This is a genomic window from Pseudomonas sp. MWU16-30317 (assembly GCF_020515695.1).
Taxonomy (GTDB): Bacteria; Pseudomonadota; Gammaproteobacteria; order Pseudomonadales; family Pseudomonadaceae; genus Aquipseudomonas.
The window spans coordinates 375,028-389,273 of sequence record NZ_JAIWJA010000005.1 but is presented as its reverse complement, the minus strand read 5'-3'; the positions used below and the strand labels follow the sequence as shown (position 1 = coordinate 389,273).

At 60.2% G+C, this 14,246-nt stretch carries 14 protein-coding genes; 5 read left to right on the top strand and 9 right to left on the bottom strand.

The annotated features are described in order from the left end of the window. Window positions 1-5: 5 nt before the first annotated feature. The gene (locus LIX93_RS17005; RefSeq protein WP_226505215.1) at window positions 6-758 is read right to left on the bottom strand and encodes an autoinducer binding domain-containing protein; all 753 of its coding nucleotides are present in this window, start codon (window positions 756-758) and stop codon (window positions 6-8) included. A gap of 627 nt (window positions 759-1,385) precedes the next feature. Here LIX93_RS17005 and LIX93_RS17000 point away from each other — a divergent pair. The 4 genes from LIX93_RS17000 (at window position 1,386) to LIX93_RS16985 (ending at window position 6,600) form a co-directional block, all read left to right on the top strand. After that, on the top strand, window positions 1,386-3,158 hold the full coding sequence (locus tag LIX93_RS17000) for an N-acetylglutaminylglutamine amidotransferase (RefSeq protein WP_226505214.1): 1,773 nt from the start codon (window positions 1,386-1,388) through the stop codon (window positions 3,156-3,158). Window positions 3,159-3,161: 3 nt separating this feature from the next. Further along, on the top strand, window positions 3,162-4,901 hold the full coding sequence (ngg, locus tag LIX93_RS16995) for an N-acetylglutaminylglutamine synthetase (protein ID WP_226505213.1): 1,740 nt from the start codon (window positions 3,162-3,164) through the stop codon (window positions 4,899-4,901). A 148-nt stretch (window positions 4,902-5,049) separates the two neighbouring features. Continuing rightward, window positions 5,050-6,228: an osmoprotectant NAGGN system M42 family peptidase gene (locus tag LIX93_RS16990; RefSeq protein ID WP_226505212.1), complete on the top strand. Its 1,179-nt coding sequence runs from the start codon at window positions 5,050-5,052 to the stop codon at window positions 6,226-6,228. Between the two features lie 144 nt (window positions 6,229-6,372). Next, window positions 6,373-6,600: a YheU family protein gene (locus LIX93_RS16985; protein WP_226505211.1), complete on the top strand. Its 228-nt coding sequence runs from the start codon at window positions 6,373-6,375 to the stop codon at window positions 6,598-6,600. On the opposite strand, the gene csrA is transcribed toward LIX93_RS16985, so the two are convergent. Next, window positions 6,566-6,781 (bottom strand): carbon storage regulator CsrA, encoded by a 216-nt coding sequence (csrA, locus tag LIX93_RS16980; RefSeq protein ID WP_226505210.1) that lies wholly within the window; start codon window positions 6,779-6,781, stop codon window positions 6,566-6,568. The two genes, LIX93_RS16985 and csrA, sit on opposite strands and share 35 nt — an antisense overlap. Before the next feature lie 152 nt (window positions 6,782-6,933). Next, window positions 6,934-7,266: a YnfA family protein gene (locus LIX93_RS16975; RefSeq protein ID WP_226505209.1), complete on the bottom strand. Its 333-nt coding sequence runs from the start codon at window positions 7,264-7,266 to the stop codon at window positions 6,934-6,936. Window positions 7,267-7,468: 202 nt separating this feature from the next. Here LIX93_RS16975 and LIX93_RS16970 point away from each other — a divergent pair, with 202 nt between their 5' ends. Beyond that, window positions 7,469-8,440: a magnesium and cobalt transport protein CorA gene (locus tag LIX93_RS16970; protein WP_226505208.1), complete on the top strand. Its 972-nt coding sequence runs from the start codon at window positions 7,469-7,471 to the stop codon at window positions 8,438-8,440. 44 nt (window positions 8,441-8,484) lie between these two features. Here the strand turns inward: LIX93_RS16970 and LIX93_RS16965 are convergent, their stop codons facing one another. The 6 genes from LIX93_RS16965 to LIX93_RS16940 form a co-directional block, all read right to left on the bottom strand. Continuing rightward, window positions 8,485-9,198: an amidotransferase gene (locus LIX93_RS16965; protein ID WP_226505207.1), complete on the bottom strand. Its 714-nt coding sequence runs from the start codon at window positions 9,196-9,198 to the stop codon at window positions 8,485-8,487. A 568-nt stretch (window positions 9,199-9,766) separates the two neighbouring features. After that, window positions 9,767-10,564 carry a transglutaminase family protein gene (locus LIX93_RS16960; RefSeq protein ID WP_226505206.1) on the bottom strand — a complete coding sequence of 266 codons (798 nt, stop codon included), beginning with the start codon at window positions 10,562-10,564 and terminating at the stop codon, window positions 9,767-9,769. After that, window positions 10,561-11,508, bottom strand: coding sequence for an alpha-E domain-containing protein (locus LIX93_RS16955; RefSeq protein ID WP_226505205.1), 948 nt, complete (start codon window positions 11,506-11,508; stop codon window positions 10,561-10,563). The genes LIX93_RS16960 and LIX93_RS16955 overlap by 4 nt, the downstream gene beginning before the upstream one ends. A gap of 12 nt (window positions 11,509-11,520) precedes the next feature. Further along, window positions 11,521-12,930 (bottom strand): circularly permuted type 2 ATP-grasp protein, encoded by a 1,410-nt coding sequence (locus LIX93_RS16950; protein WP_226505204.1) that lies wholly within the window; start codon window positions 12,928-12,930, stop codon window positions 11,521-11,523. Between the two features lie 366 nt (window positions 12,931-13,296). Beyond that, window positions 13,297-13,638, bottom strand: a complete 342-nt coding sequence (locus tag LIX93_RS16945) for a ribonuclease E inhibitor RraB (RefSeq protein WP_226505203.1) — start codon at window positions 13,636-13,638, stop codon at window positions 13,297-13,299. Between the two features lie 197 nt (window positions 13,639-13,835). After that, window positions 13,836-14,072, bottom strand: a complete 237-nt coding sequence (locus LIX93_RS16940) for a hypothetical protein (RefSeq protein ID WP_226505202.1) — start codon at window positions 14,070-14,072, stop codon at window positions 13,836-13,838. Window positions 14,073-14,246 lie beyond the last annotated feature (174 nt).

Sequence of the window (14,246 nt, the reverse complement as noted above, 5' to 3'; positions counted from 1 at the left end):
CCCGACTATCGATCCAGGTCTGGCAAAGGCCAATCGATATACCCCCGCAAGATCGCTTGGGCGACCAACGCTGTCTTGTTAGGCACCTGTAGCTTGGTGATCGCACTGGAAATATGAAACTGCACGGTGCGCTCGGCCAGCGACATGTCCGCCGCAATCTGCGCTGCGGTATGCCCTGTGGCGGTCTGTTCCAGTACGGTGATTTCGCGCTTGGTCAGCAACTTGTCCGTATAGGGAATGGGCAAGCCAATCGTCCCATCGTTGGCCACCGGCTCGACAGTGGCGACTGCCAGATGGCTGGTCAACGACAGCAGGGTGCTCGCTTTATCCTGAAACTCATCGACCCCGAGCTCAGGGCGCGAGCGTCCAAAGCACAACACGGCCGCCCATCCATTGGTGTGATGGCAGGCCTGACTCATCCCATGGTTCACACCGACATCGCGCATCATTTGCCACAACATAGGTGTTTGGTTGAACAAAGCGGGTTGCCAGTGCAAGGGTTGCAGCGATACCCGCCCGTGTTGATAGCAAGGATCCTCAACATAGAGCCGCTGCTCGACGTATCGATCAACGAATGAATCATCCAGCGTCGTCTTCATCAACAACGGCGGTCTCAAAGGATTGGGATCAAGGACCGTGAATCGCCAGGAATCAAAGCCCAGATCACGTACAGTGGTAGACAGATTCTCGAACATCGGCTCGAGACGCTGCGCCTGGTCTACCAACGCCTTGCGTCTTGCTTCACTCCAGTGCGGCATTAAATCAGCTCCTTTGAATAAAAATGGCCACGCCAGGCAAATCACCCGATCCGCGTCTGCTGCAAGGCGTGACCAATTATAAGCATCCAAAATCGATGGAAACATAAATAAAAAATATTAACCCTCACGCATAGATAGAAGATAAAACCCGAGATAATACAAAATATTACGATCACCGAAGCGTCTGCAAATCACTGCCTGTAGATTTTAAAGCGTTATTTTTCAATTGCTTAAAGCGTACAAATCATACGCTTATCCACTTATGCTACGCAGCAGAGGTCAGCGTGCGACAACATCGCCTACATGAACTGCATTCAGGATAAAAACTCCGCAATCTCCCAACATACTTTCCTTAGTTACGTAATGTAAATTTGATTACAGCCTAAAACATAGGACTTCACTAATTTCATACTGGCCAACCCAAACAATATATAACTGGATGTCTACCGGCTATTGACTTCCTGCGCAGCGCTCATCCCGCAGCAAAGCACGCCGCCCGTCCTTATAACTTAATGATCTAAAACTCAGCGATCCTGCACCGGTCATCTCATAGGGTGCACAACGCACCTGATGCCGCCTCAACCACGAGCGCAGGCCTCTCCCCAACGGAACAACCGGTAAGGACTTATGTGCGGATTAGCTGGAGAGTTACGCTTTGATCAACAACCCCCGGACCTCGCGGCGGTTGAACGAATCACCCATCATCTGGCCCCGCGCGGCCCGGATGCATGGGGGTTCCACAGCCAAGGGCCGATTGCCCTGGGTCATCGTCGACTGAAAATCATGGACCTGTCCGATGGCTCCGCGCAGCCGATGGTCGACAACCATCTAGGCCTGTCGCTGGCCTTCAATGGCGCCATCTACAACTTCCCGGAACTGCGCAGCGAGCTCGAAGCGCTGGGCTACAGCTTCTTTTCCGGCGGCGATACCGAGGTGTTGCTCAAGGGCTATCACGCCTGGGGCGCCGACCTTTTGCCCAAGCTCAACGGCATGTTCGCTTTTGCCATCTGGGAGCGCGACAGCCGCCGGCTGTTTCTGGCCCGCGACCGCCTCGGCGTCAAGCCGCTGTACCTGTCGCGCACCGGCAGCCGCCTGCGTTTCGCCTCGGCGTTGCCAGCGCTGCTCAAAGGCGGCGACATCAACCCGGTGCTCGACCCCGTCGCCCTCAATCACTACCTCAATTTTCACGCGGTAGTGCCGGCTCCGCGCACCCTGCTGGCCAACATCGAAAAACTGCCGCCCGCGACCTGGATGCGCATCGACGCCGATGGCCGCACCGAGCAACAGACCTGGTGGACCCTGCCCTACGGTCCCAACCCGGATGAGCAGAACCTGGGCTTGGAAGACTGGGTCGACCGCGTCCTCGACAGCACCCGCGAGGCGGTCGCCATTCGCCAGCGTGCCGCGGTGGATGTCGGCGTGCTGCTGTCCGGGGGCGTCGACTCGAGCATGCTCGTGGGCCTGCTGCGCGAAGTCGGGGTCGAGAACCTGTCGACGTTTTCCATCGGCTTTCAGGATGCCGGTGGCGAGCGTGGCGACGAGTTTCAGTACTCGGACCTGATCGCCAAACACTACAACACGCAGCACCACCAACTGCGCATCGACGAACGCGAGATCATCGAGCAACTGCCCGCGGCGTTTCGCGCCATGAGCGAGCCGATGGTCAGCCACGACTGTATCGCCTTCTACCTGCTGTCGCGGGAAGTGGCCAAACACTGCAAGGTGGTGCAGAGCGGCCAAGGTGCCGACGAGCTGTTCGCTGGCTATCACTGGTATCCGCAAGTGGACGGTGCGACTGATCCCTACGGCGCGTATCGCGATGCGTTTTTCGATCGCAGTTATGCCGATTACGCGGACACGGTCATGCCCAAGTGGATGACCGCCAACGACGCTGCGGGCGATTTCGTCCGTGAACATTTTGCCCAACCTGGCGCGGACGCAGCAGTCGACAAGGCCCTGCGCCTGGACAGCACCATCATGCTGGTCGACGACCCGGTGAAGCGCGTCGACAACATGACCATGGCCTGGGGCCTGGAAGCGCGCACGCCGTTCCTCGATTACCGCCTGGTAGAGCTCTCGGCGCGAGTGCCGGGGCGGTTCAAGCTGCCCGATGGCGGCAAGCAAGTGCTCAAGGAAGCCGCGCGCCGGGTCATCCCCAGCGAGGTCATCGACCGCAAAAAAGGTTACTTCCCCGTCCCTGGCCTCAAGCACCTGCAAGGCGACACCCTGAACTGGGTGCGCGAGCTGCTGCTGGACCCGAGCCAGGACCGCGGCCTGTTCAACCCGTCCATGCTCGATCGCCTGCTCACTGACCCCCAAGGCCAGCTGACGCCATTGCGCGGCTCGAAACTGTGGCAACTGGCGGCCCTCAATCTGTGGCTCAGCGAACAAGGAATCTGATCGATGAAAGCTTCAGCGACCGCTTACAGCCAGCGCTGGCTGCGCGGCCAATCACCGTCCTACGAGCGCCTCCAGGCACGCTTGGCCGAGGACGGCAGCGAGCAGGCACAACCGCGGCAATTGCACTGCGGGTGGGGCCGGCTGCTGATCGGTCATACCTACCCGACCCCGGACGCGTTAGCGCAAGAGCTACTCAACGAGCAACCGGGCGAGCGTGACATCGCCCTGTACGTGGCGGCGCCGCAGAACGTGCTGGCCCATTCACCACAACAGTTGTTTCTCGATCCCTCGGACACCCTGCGCCTGTGGTTCAGCGATTATCGTCCTGCCCAGCGGGTGTTTCGTGGCTTTCGAATTCGCCGCGCCCACACCGAGGGCGACTGGCAGGCGATCAATGCGCTGTACCTCAAGCGCCGCATGCTGCCGATCGACCCGACGCTGCTGACCCCGCGCCACCAAGGCGGGCCGGTGTACTGGCTGGCCGAGGACGAAGACAGCGGCCAGGTGATCGGCAGCGTCATGGGCCTCAACCATCGCACGGCCTTCGACGATCCCGAGCACGGCAGCAGCCTCTGGTGCCTGGCGGTCGATCCGCGTTGCACTCGCCCCGGTGTAGGCGAAGTGCTGGTGCGCCACCTGGTGGAGCACTTCATGAGCCGCGGCCTTGCGTACCTTGACCTGTCGGTGCTACACGATAACCGCTTGGCCAAGAATCTCTACGACAAGCTGGGTTTTCGCAACCTGCCGACCTTCGCCATCAAACGCAAGAACGGCATCAACCAGAAACTCTTCCTCGGCCCGGGACCGCAAGGCGAGTTCAACCCTTATGCACGCATCATCATCGACGAAGCATTTCGCCGCGGCATCGATGTGCAGGTCGACGACGCCGAAGCCGGTATGTTCACCCTCAGCCATGGCGGTCGCCGGGTGCGCTGCCGCGAGTCGTTGAGCGACCTGACCAGCTCCATCAGCGTGGTCCTGTGTCAGGACAAAAGCCTGACCCACAAGACGCTCAAGGCGGCCGGCCTGAAACTGCCCGCGCAGCAACTGGCGGGTAGCGCCGATGACAACCAGGACTTTCTCGACGAGCACGGGCGCATCGTCGTCAAACCGCTGGACGGTGAGCAGGGCTTGGGTGTGGCTGTGGATTTGTCGAACCTGGAAGAAGTTCAGGAAGCGGTCGAGGCCGCGCGGCAGTACGACAGCCGGGTGCTCCTCGAAAGCTTCCACGAAGGCCTGGACCTGCGCATCGTGGTGATCGGCTTCGAGATGGTAGCGGCGGCCATTCGCCGCCCAGCTCAGGTGGTGGGCGATGGCCAGAACACCGTGGGCTTCCTGATCGAGGCCCAGAGCCGGCGCCGCCAGGCAGCCACCGGGGGCGAGAGCCGGATTCCGGTGGATCACGAGACGCTGCGCACGGTGCAGGCTGCGGGTTACGACTACGAGTCGGTGCTGCCGAGCGGTGAAGTGCTGCCGGTGCGGCGAGCCGCCAATCTGCACACCGGCGGCCATCTGGAAGATGTCACTGACATCTTGCATCCGACGCTGGTAGACGCCGCTGTGCGCGCTGCCCGGGCGCTGGACATTCCGGTGGTGGGCCTGGACCTGCTGGTGCCGGCCGCCGATCAACCCGAGTATGTGTTCATCGAGGCCAACGAACGCGTGGGCCTGGCCAACCACGAACCCCAGCCGACCGCCGAGCGTTTCGTCGATCTGCTGTTTCCTCACAGTGGGCCGCGTTGAGCTTCACCCTGCGCGCCCTCTGTGCACACATTCCCTGTGGGAGCGGGCGCTGCCCGCGAAGCTTTTGACTGGGTCAGGCCTGAAAGCCTCCGCGGGCAGAGCTCGTTCCCACAAAAGCTATCCACCTCTATCCAAATCAGGAGTTTCCATGACTGACAAAATTCCCGAACCGGATATTCATTATCTGCAGAAAGTCCTGCTGGAAATGCTCGCCATTCCCAGCCCCACTGGCTTTACCGACACCATTGTGCGCTACGTGGCCGAGCGCCTCGAGGAGCTTGGCATTCCGTACGAGCTGACTCGCCGAGGCACCATTCGCGCCACGATCAAGGGCCGCAAGGACTCCCCCGACCGCGCCGTATCGGCGCATCTGGACACCATCGGCGCTAGCGTGCGGGCGTTCCAGGACAACGGTCGGCTGTCGCTGGCGCCGGTCGGCTGCTGGTCCAGTCGCTTTGCCGAAGGCAGCCGCGTGAGTGTGTTTACCGACACCGGCGTGATCCGCGGCAGCGTGTTGCCGCTAATGGCATCGGGGCACGCGTTCAATACCGCCGTGGATCAGATGCCGATTAGCTGGGACCATGTCGAGCTGCGCCTCGACGCCTATTGCGCGACCAAGGCGGATTGCGAATCGCTGGGCGTCAACATCGGCGACTTCGTGGCCTTCGATCCCCTGCCCGAGTTCACCGAGAGCGGCCATATCAGCGCCCGCCATCTGGATGACAAGGCCGGCGTAGCTGCCCTGCTGGCGTCGCTCAAGGCCATCGTGGAAAGTGGTGTGCAACCGCCCATCGACTGCCATCCACTGTTCACCATCACCGAAGAGATCGGCTCCGGCGCGGCGGCTGCATTGCCGTGGGATGTCAGCGAATTCGTCGGTATCGATATCGCACCAGTAGCCCCCGGACAGCAGTCCAGCGAGCATGCGGTGAGTGTGGCCATGCAGGACTCGGGCGGACCGTACGACTATCACCTGTCCCGGCACTTGCTCAAACTGGCGAGCGAGCACGAACTGCCAGTGCGCCGCGACCTGTTTCGCTACTACTTCAGCGATGCCCATTCGGCGATCACCGCCGGACATGACAGCCGCACGGCGCTGCTGGCCTTCGGTTGCGACGCCACCCATGGCTACGAACGTACCCACATCGACAGCCTCAACGCCCTGAGCCGACTGCTGGTGGCCTATGTGTTGAGCCCGCCGGTGTTCGCCAGTGATGCCAAACCGGGTAATGCTTCACTGGAGAAATTCAGCCACCAGATCGAGCACGATGCACAGATGGAGAGTGATACCCGGGTGCCGACGGTGGAATCGCTGGTGGGCAAATAACGGGGCACAGTGGAATCGTGTGGGAGCGAGCTCTGCTCGCGAAGAGGTCATCAGTCACACCGTATGCACTTCTTCGCGGGCTGAGCCCGCTCCCACGGTGGTTCTGCGGTAGCATGCACCCTTTACCCTGCGAGACCGTCCACCATGCTTATCCCCTACGATCAACTGGCGCCCGATACCCTCACCGGCCTGATCGAAGATTTCGTCACACGTGACGGCACCGACAACGGCGACGATACGCCGCTGCAGACCCGTGTCCTACGAGTGCGTCAGGCGCTGACCAAGGCCCAGGCCTTTATCGTCTTCGACCTTGACAGTCAGCAATGCCAACTGATGCTCAAACACGACATTCCGAAGGAGTTGTTTGATTGAGCCCCTCTCTGATCGCCCTGCCCTTGCGGATCCGTTGATAGATCTCGTCGCGATAGACCTCGACGTCCTTGGGTGCCATGACGCCCAGGCGCACGGTGCCGCCGCGAATTTCCAACACCTCGATCCAGATGTCATCACCCAGGTGAATGCGTTCGCCTGTTTTTCGTGTCAGTACCAGCATGTCCCTGCCCACCGTCGAAACCAATAAGAGCCCCAGATTGCAGGGGCTCAGGGTGGTTTTCAACCGGGTACAGGCGAATCAGGCGACTCCTACAAGGGCGACGGAAACGCCCGTCGGAAGGGTCCTACAGCCTGTAGTGTCACCCACGAAATTCAGCCTTGGCTCAAGCGTGGGCCCAGCAAAATCACCGTGGCGCCGATCACGCACAATAACGCCCCCCAGCCGTCGCTGGCCGTCGGCCGTACACCCTCGACCAGCGCCAGCCAGGCCAGCGAAGTGACGATGTAGATCCCGCCATAAGCCGCATAGGCGCGCCCGGCGTAGCCGGCCTCGACGCGGGTCAGCAACAGCGCGAAACATGTCAGGCTGAGCAACGCCGGGAGCACCCAGAGGGCGCTCTTGCCGAGGCGCAACCACATGTAAAACGCATAGCAACCGGCAATCTCGAACACGGCGGCCAGAAAAAACCATAGATAATTCAGCACAAGCGTTGTCTCATGACGATAAACCCAGGCGCAGCATACTGGGTCGCACGGTCGCTGTGACACTAATGTAGAGAGGGCGCTGGCCCCGAAAAAAAGAGTACAGCCGAGCATCCACTCGGACTGACACGTCTTTCGGGGGCAAGGCTCCTGGCTACAGGGGAGGCGCAGCGGTTGTCTTTTTTACTGCCAAAGAGCCAAACACATGGGTCGAGTCGTTGCAGCTGCGGTGTACACCGCCGGCAAGAAAGTCGCGGATATCAGCCTCGAAGAAGGCAGCCAATGGGCCAGCAAGCCCAAGCATTTCGTCTGGATCGGCCTTGAACAGCCCGATGCGCAGGAACTGGCCAACCTGCAATGCCAGTTTCATCTGCATGAACTGGCCATCGAAGACGCCTCGGAAAAACACAGCCGGCCCAAGCTCGAAACCTTCGGCGACGCCTTGTTCATCGTCACCTACTCGCCCGTGCGCCAGGACGGCAAGTTGGAGTTCATCGAGACCCATATCTTTGCCGGCCGCGGCTATGTGATTACCGCGCGCAACGGCCATTCGCGTTCCTATGCGCAGGTGCGCCAGCGCTGCGAGGCACGGCCGCTGTTGCTCGAACACGGTGAGGATTTTGTGCTCTACGCCTTGCTCGACTTCGTCACCGAGAGCTACCAGCCGGTAACCGAATCCATCCATGCCGATATCGAACGCCTGGAGGCCAATGTGCTCGGCGGCGCGCTGCACGAGTCCGACATCCAGCATATTCACAGCCTGCGCGGCGACCTGTTACGACTGCGCCGCTATCTGGCGCCGATGGTGGAAATCAGCGAAGAGCTGCAGCGCCTGGATTTTCCGTTCATCGACAAGAACATGCGGCCATACTTTCGTGACGTGCAGATTCATGTCAATCGGCAGATGGAAGACCTGACCACCATGCGCGAGATCGCCAGCCAGACCATCGAGATCGGTTTGCTGCTGGAGTCGTCGCGCCAGAGCATCACCCAGCGCAAGTTCGCCGCCTGGGCCGCAATCCTGGCGTTCCCGACAGCCGTGGCGGGGATCTACGGCATGAACTTCCACAACATGCCGGAGCTGGAATGGCGCTATGGATATTTTGTGGTGTTGGGGACGATCGCTACGGTGTGTACCACGCTGTATGTCAGCTTCCGCCGCTCGGGCTGGCTTTGAAGCGTCACTGACTCCTCACCAAGACCGCAATAGCGACGCCCACCTCAAGCCTGGTGCGCGACGAAGCGCATCATCCACTCGGCCACCGTGGTGCCATGGTGCGGGCGGTCGAGGCTGGCGATACCGGCGCTGTAGATGGCCTCGCCGAGGTGCTGCTGGCGCAAGTCCAACAACGCCCGAGAGTAGTCGTGAATGAACTCCGGATGACCCTGGAAGCACAGCACCTGATCGTTGAGCTGGTACGCCGCGAAGGGGCAGAACTCGCTGGAGGCCACTACCACCGCCTCGGGTGGCAATTGGGTGACCTGGTCCTGATGGCTGATCAGCATGGTCAGGTCATCCACTGGCGGGCTCATCCAGGGTGCATGGGCCGCGACCTGGTAATCATGAATGCCGACACCCCACCCTTGAGTGGCGCGCTCGGCCTTGCCACCGAGCAGCAGCGCCAGCAATTGATGACCAAAGCAGATACCGAGCAACTTGTCGCCACGCTGATAGCGATCCAGCAGGTACGTCTTGAGGGTTTGAATCCAGGGGTCGGTACCGAATGAGTCGGCCTTGCTGCCAGTGACGAGATAGGCATCGAATTTTTCGTCATCGCCCGGGTACTGCTCGTCAACGACGTTGTAGCGGACGAACTCGGCAGGGATCGGCTGCTGTGCGAACAAGCGCTCGAACATCTGGCCGTAGCCCTGGTATTGATCGACCAGCTCCGGACGCAGAAAGTCCGTTTCCAGAATGCAGATGCGTAACGACATAAATATTCTCGACACTGGGAAGAAGGTGAAGGCACTGGCCAAACCTTGCCTTGAAAGATTGCCTCAAGGCAAGGGGAGCGCGAAAAAATCACCTCTGACGAACGGCAATCCCATGCTGAATCGTTACTACTCGCCTCCAACGCCTCTAGCTGGCGGCTGGTGAAGCGCGCGCCAGTGGGCTTATTCCCATGAAAGATTAGAATTCGAGTCATTCATACAAAATGGTTCTAAGTCATAGTCCGCGTGGCTTCTACTGTTAACCCTGTACCTCCGCTGCCGGGTTTTGCCGGAGCCGGAGGTCGACGATCGATTTCGCAGTTCTGGCCGTTGCCCGGGCTACGCGGCAAGCAGTCGGCACATCGCAATAACAACAAAGGCACCGAGCCATGTTCAGACATCCCAAAATTCGTCAGGCCGGACTCATCGTGGTAGCAACGACTTTGCTGCTGATCATTCCCAATCTGACCAGGTTGATTGGTTGAAACAGCGTCGCGGGCAACACCCGCTCCCACATTAGACCCTGTCCTGTGGGAGCAGCCGTTGCCCGCGATGCTATCTGCCCCCCAATCTACTGGCGCTGCACCTGAATCCTCGGCATCGACACCGCCTTGGCATGCATCTGCTCGAAGCCACCGCCCCGACGCATGCCGCGAACCGGGCAGGCATCCAGGTAGTCCAGGCCCACGGCCAGCTTGAGGTGGCGCTCGGGCCTGGAGAGCCCATTGGTGACATCGAAGCTGTACCACGCATCGTCGATCCAGGCTTCAGCCCAGGCATGGCTGGCCAGGTGCTCGCTGTTCTCGCTGAACAGATAACCCGACACGTAGCGCGCGGGCACGTGCAGGCTGCGGGCGCAAGCCAGGAACGTGTGGGTGTGGTCCTGACAGACGCCGGCTTTGGCCTCGAAGGCCTCGGCGGCGCTGGTGTCGACCTTGGTCACCCCAGGGGTATAGGCGATGTGCTGGTTGAGGCCATGCATCAAATCGATCAGCGCATTGCGATCCCGGCGTTGATTGCATTGCTGGGCCGCGAACTCGCGCAAGGCTGCATCCGGCTCCGTCAGGCGGGTCATTCGCAAGAACGGAAACGCAGACTGGCTTTCATGTTCCGACTCGCTCTTCTCATCGATATCGACCTGACCGCGGGCCTTGATGACGATGCTCTCGTGGGGCTCGTCCAAGGTCAGTACATGGAAGATATTGCCGAACGGGTCGATCTGCGCGCGCACCTGGCGAGGCAGGTCCAACTCCCAGCTGAGGACATGCTGGCGATCGCTGTCGTGGGGCGTCAGGCGCAGATACTGGATGCTGGCACGCACTTCGTCGTCATAGTGGTAAGCGGTTTCGTGACTGATCGAAAGCCTCATAGAGCCTCCAGGTAAGAGCTGTGAATTTCGTTGCCCAGCTGAGCCATCAGCGGGATGGATTCGTTCAACCACTCATGCAGGCCTTCTTCGAGGATCTCGCTGATCCCGGTATAGCGCAGGCGGGCATCGAGCTCTGCAGCCAGGCGCTGAGCCGGCCGACCATTGGTGCCTGGCAGTTGCGACAGGGTCTGGTCGATCTCTTCAGTGCAGGCACGCAGCGAACGCGGTACATCGGCACGCAACAGCAGCATCTGCGCAACGTTGCGCGCCGAGGGCGCATCGCGGTAGATCTCGGTGTACGCCTCGAACGACGACAGAGACCGCAGCAGGGCACTCCATTGGTAGTACCCGCGGGCGGAACTGTCGCTGACGGCGTCGGCTTCATCACCGAGCATTTCGTATCTGGCATCGAGCAGGCGCAAGGTGTTATCGGCGCGTTCGATAAAGGTGCCCAAGCGAATGAAGCGGAAGGCATCATTGCGCATCAGGGTGCCGTAGGTGGCACCGCGAAACAGGTGCGAACGCTCTTTCAACCACTCGCAGAAGCGACTCATGCCATAGCGGCTCAGGCCTTGCTCGGCGATTCCGCGAATTTCCAGCCACGTGGAGTTGATGTTCTCCCACATGTCGGCGGTGATCCGCCCGCGCACGGCGTGGGCACTGGCACGTGCCGCGCCCAGGCAGCTGTAGATGCTGGCGGGGTTGGTGGCGTCGAGGGCAAAAAAGAACAACAGACGCTCGGCGTGCAGCTTGCCGTGACGCTCCAGGTAATCATCCAGCGTGCCGGTAATCAGCAACGGCATGGCCATCTCGTCGAGGCCTTCACGACCATCCTGCGGCATCAGCGACAGCGAATAGCTGACGTCGAGCATGCGTGCGAGGTTTTCGGCACGCTCCAGGTAACGCGACATCCAGTACAAATCCGAGGCGGTTCTACTTAGCATTGGCAGGCTTCCTTAATCTTCAACCACCCAGGTGTCCTTGGTTCCGCCGCCCTGGGAGGAATTGACCACCAGGGAGCCTTCACGCAGCGCCACTCGGGTCAGGCCGCCAGGGACCACGCGGGTTTCACGACCGGACAGCACGAACGGGCGAAGATCGATGTGACGTGGAGCGATGCCGTTCTCGACAAAGGTCGGACAGGTCGACAGGGACAACGTCGGTTGAGCGATATAGGCGTGGGGCTTGGCCTTCAGGCGGGCACGGAAGGATTCGATCTCGGCAGCACTGGCCGCCGGGCCCACGAGCATGCCGTAGCCGCCCGATCCTTGAGTTTCCTTGACCACCAGTTCCGGCAAGTGGGCCAGTACGTGAGACAGCTCGTCGGGCTTGCGGCACTGCCAGGTGGGCACGTTCTTGAGGATGGCTTCTTCGTCCAGATAGAAACGAATCATGTCGGTGACATACGGGTAGATGGATTTGTCGTCCGCTACCCCGGTACCGATGGCGTTGGCCAACACCACGTTGCCTGAGCGATAGGCCGACAGCAGGCCAGGCACGCCCAGCGCCGAATCCGGATTGAACGCCAGCGGATCGAGGAAAGCGTCGTCGAGCCGGCGGTAGATGACGTCCACCGGTTTGGGCCCGGAGGTCGTGCGCATGAATACCCGATCGTCACGCACGAACAGGTCCGCACCCTCTACCAGCTCGACACCCATCTCCCGCGCCAGAAACGCGTGCTCGAAAAACGCGCTGTTGAAGCGCCCAGGGGTCATCACCACCACGCTGGGATTATCCAGCTGGCTGGAGCTCTTGAGGGTATCGAGCAGCAAGTTGGGGTAATGATCGATGGGAGCGATGCGCTGCGCGGAGAACAGCTCGGGGAACAGGCGCATCATCATCTTACGGTCTTCGAGCATGTAGCTGACGCCGCTCGGCGTGCGCAGGTTGTCTTCCAGCACGTAGTAAGTGCCGTCACCATCGCGAACCAGGTCGACCCCGGAGATATGCGAATAAATGTCACGGTGCAGGTTGAGGCCCTGCATCGCCAATTGGTACTGCTCGTTGGCCAGTACCTGTTCGGCCGGCACGACACCTGCCTTGATGATGCGCTGATCGTGGTACAGGTCGGCAAGGAACATGTTCAACGCCTTGACCCGCTGAATACAGCCTTTTTCCACCACTCGCCACTCGCTGGCAGGAATGCTGCGCGGGATGGTGTCGAAAGGAATCAGCCGTTCAGTACCCTGCTCGTCCCCGTATAGGGTGAAGGTGATACCGGCGCGATGGAACAGCAGGTCGGCTTCACGCCGCCGTTGGGCCAGAAGGTCGTCAGGCGTGTCGGCAAGCCAGCGTGCGAACTCGCGATAATGCGGGCGGACATTGCCGTCGGCATCGTACATCTCATCATAATTGGTGCGGCTCATGCCGTACTCCTTGTCACCCGGACACAAGAACCATCGCAAGGCCCGTGCCATCGGCATAAACGCTTTAAAATCAACCCTTTGGAGCCAAGCGCCAAATGCCTCGCACCAAAGCTGTGCGGCAAACGCTCCAATGGAATCGCCAACGCTTCATCACGATGCAGCCCATCGATTATGACCAGCTTAGCCGGCAGAGAATTCATTGGCATAAGGATGACTGTTTTACTGCGTGTGACCGGCAATCCTTGCAGGTGAACGCACTTAGCAGAACTGCCAGATGCGTCGCTGTATTTTTTGACGCCGAAGGCGTCGGGTGTTGCCAAAAGGGGCGAGTGTCGCCACCCGCCCCTTTTCGAGGACCTGCCTGAGTCAAGCGTGCTGCCGCTTGATTTCGTGCTTGACTCCCCAGCCTTCCACCTCGCCCCCCAGTGGCTCTATCAAGGTTTCGAGTTCTTGTTCGAACTCACCGATCCCACCATAAGTCGCGTACATCACCTTGCTCAGCTCCAATCCCCAGCCGCCGTCGTCACGCTCGCAGACCTGCGCGTTGAGCGACTCGCCCTGGAACTTGCCGGCAGCCACCCGCGCACGGTCTTCGTCGGGGAAGACCGCGTAGAACTCGATGGGATGGATACGGGCGAAATCGAAGCCGCCTTCCTTCATGCGGCGCAGTACGGAGATGCTGATGTCTTCTTGATAGGCTGTGCTCATGGATCGTCCTCCTCAGATTGATGGATAGACTTTCAGTGTTCCAGGACCTCCCTTCTTGATAAGCGGGTTGGACAGCGCAACGCAAACGGTCACCTGGGAACAGCATGTAGCGAACAGACAGACCGTAGCGAACAGGACATTCGCCAGGGCCTGAGTTGCAGAGTAACGCGAAGGGCAACGGTGTACCAGTGGGTCTTTCAGGCAGCCGCTGTGATGGAAATGATCTTCACCCCGCCATGTTCCTCGAGCGAACGTTCGGTGGGCTTGTCGACCCGCCCTTCGAAATCGTTGAGGTTGGCTTTGTCGATCACCGGGAACAATTGCGCACGAATCAGCACCGCAGCATCTTCCCTGCTGGGCTCCTGATCCTTGCTCACCGTAATGCTGGTGGGCATGCCGGTTTGATCGATGAAGTTGATCACCCACTCTTTCATTGGTATCTCCTCAGCTGATGGCACAAGAAGCTGTGTGATACGTGCTTGTGGAGCAGTAGACCGGATGGGGTTGGCAATCGTTCAGCGCGATTGCAATGCGCAAAACAACTGTGGGAGCGGGCACGGCCCGCGAAGCCTTTGAAAGCTTCACGGGCAGCGCCCGCTCCCACAAGG

Excerpts from the sequence above, each read along its gene's own strand:
- LIX93_RS17005 (WP_226505215.1), bottom strand. The coding sequence starts at position 758 with ATGCCGCACTGGAGTGAAGCAAGACGCAAGGCGTTGGTAGACCAGGCG.
- LIX93_RS17000 (WP_226505214.1), top strand. The coding sequence starts at position 1,386 with ATGTGCGGATTAGCTGGAGAGTTACGCTTTGATCAACAACCCCCGGAC.
- ngg (WP_226505213.1), top strand. The coding sequence starts at position 3,162 with ATGAAAGCTTCAGCGACCGCTTACAGCCAGCGCTGGCTGCGCGGCCAA.
- LIX93_RS16990 (WP_226505212.1), top strand. The coding sequence starts at position 5,050 with ATGACTGACAAAATTCCCGAACCGGATATTCATTATCTGCAGAAAGTC.
- LIX93_RS16985 (WP_226505211.1), top strand. The coding sequence starts at position 6,373 with ATGCTTATCCCCTACGATCAACTGGCGCCCGATACCCTCACCGGCCTG.
- csrA (WP_226505210.1), bottom strand. The coding sequence starts at position 6,781 with ATGCTGGTACTGACACGAAAAACAGGCGAACGCATTCACCTGGGTGAT.
- LIX93_RS16970 (WP_226505208.1), top strand. The coding sequence starts at position 7,469 with ATGGGTCGAGTCGTTGCAGCTGCGGTGTACACCGCCGGCAAGAAAGTC.
- LIX93_RS16965 (WP_226505207.1), bottom strand. The coding sequence starts at position 9,198 with ATGTCGTTACGCATCTGCATTCTGGAAACGGACTTTCTGCGTCCGGAG.
- LIX93_RS16960 (WP_226505206.1), bottom strand. The coding sequence starts at position 10,564 with ATGAGGCTTTCGATCAGTCACGAAACCGCTTACCACTATGACGACGAA.
- LIX93_RS16955 (WP_226505205.1), bottom strand. The coding sequence starts at position 11,508 with ATGCTAAGTAGAACCGCCTCGGATTTGTACTGGATGTCGCGTTACCTG.
- LIX93_RS16950 (WP_226505204.1), bottom strand. The coding sequence starts at position 12,930 with ATGAGCCGCACCAATTATGATGAGATGTACGATGCCGACGGCAATGTC.
- LIX93_RS16945 (WP_226505203.1), bottom strand. The coding sequence starts at position 13,638 with ATGAGCACAGCCTATCAAGAAGACATCAGCATCTCCGTACTGCGCCGC.
- LIX93_RS16940 (WP_226505202.1), bottom strand. The coding sequence starts at position 14,072 with ATGAAAGAGTGGGTGATCAACTTCATCGATCAAACCGGCATGCCCACC.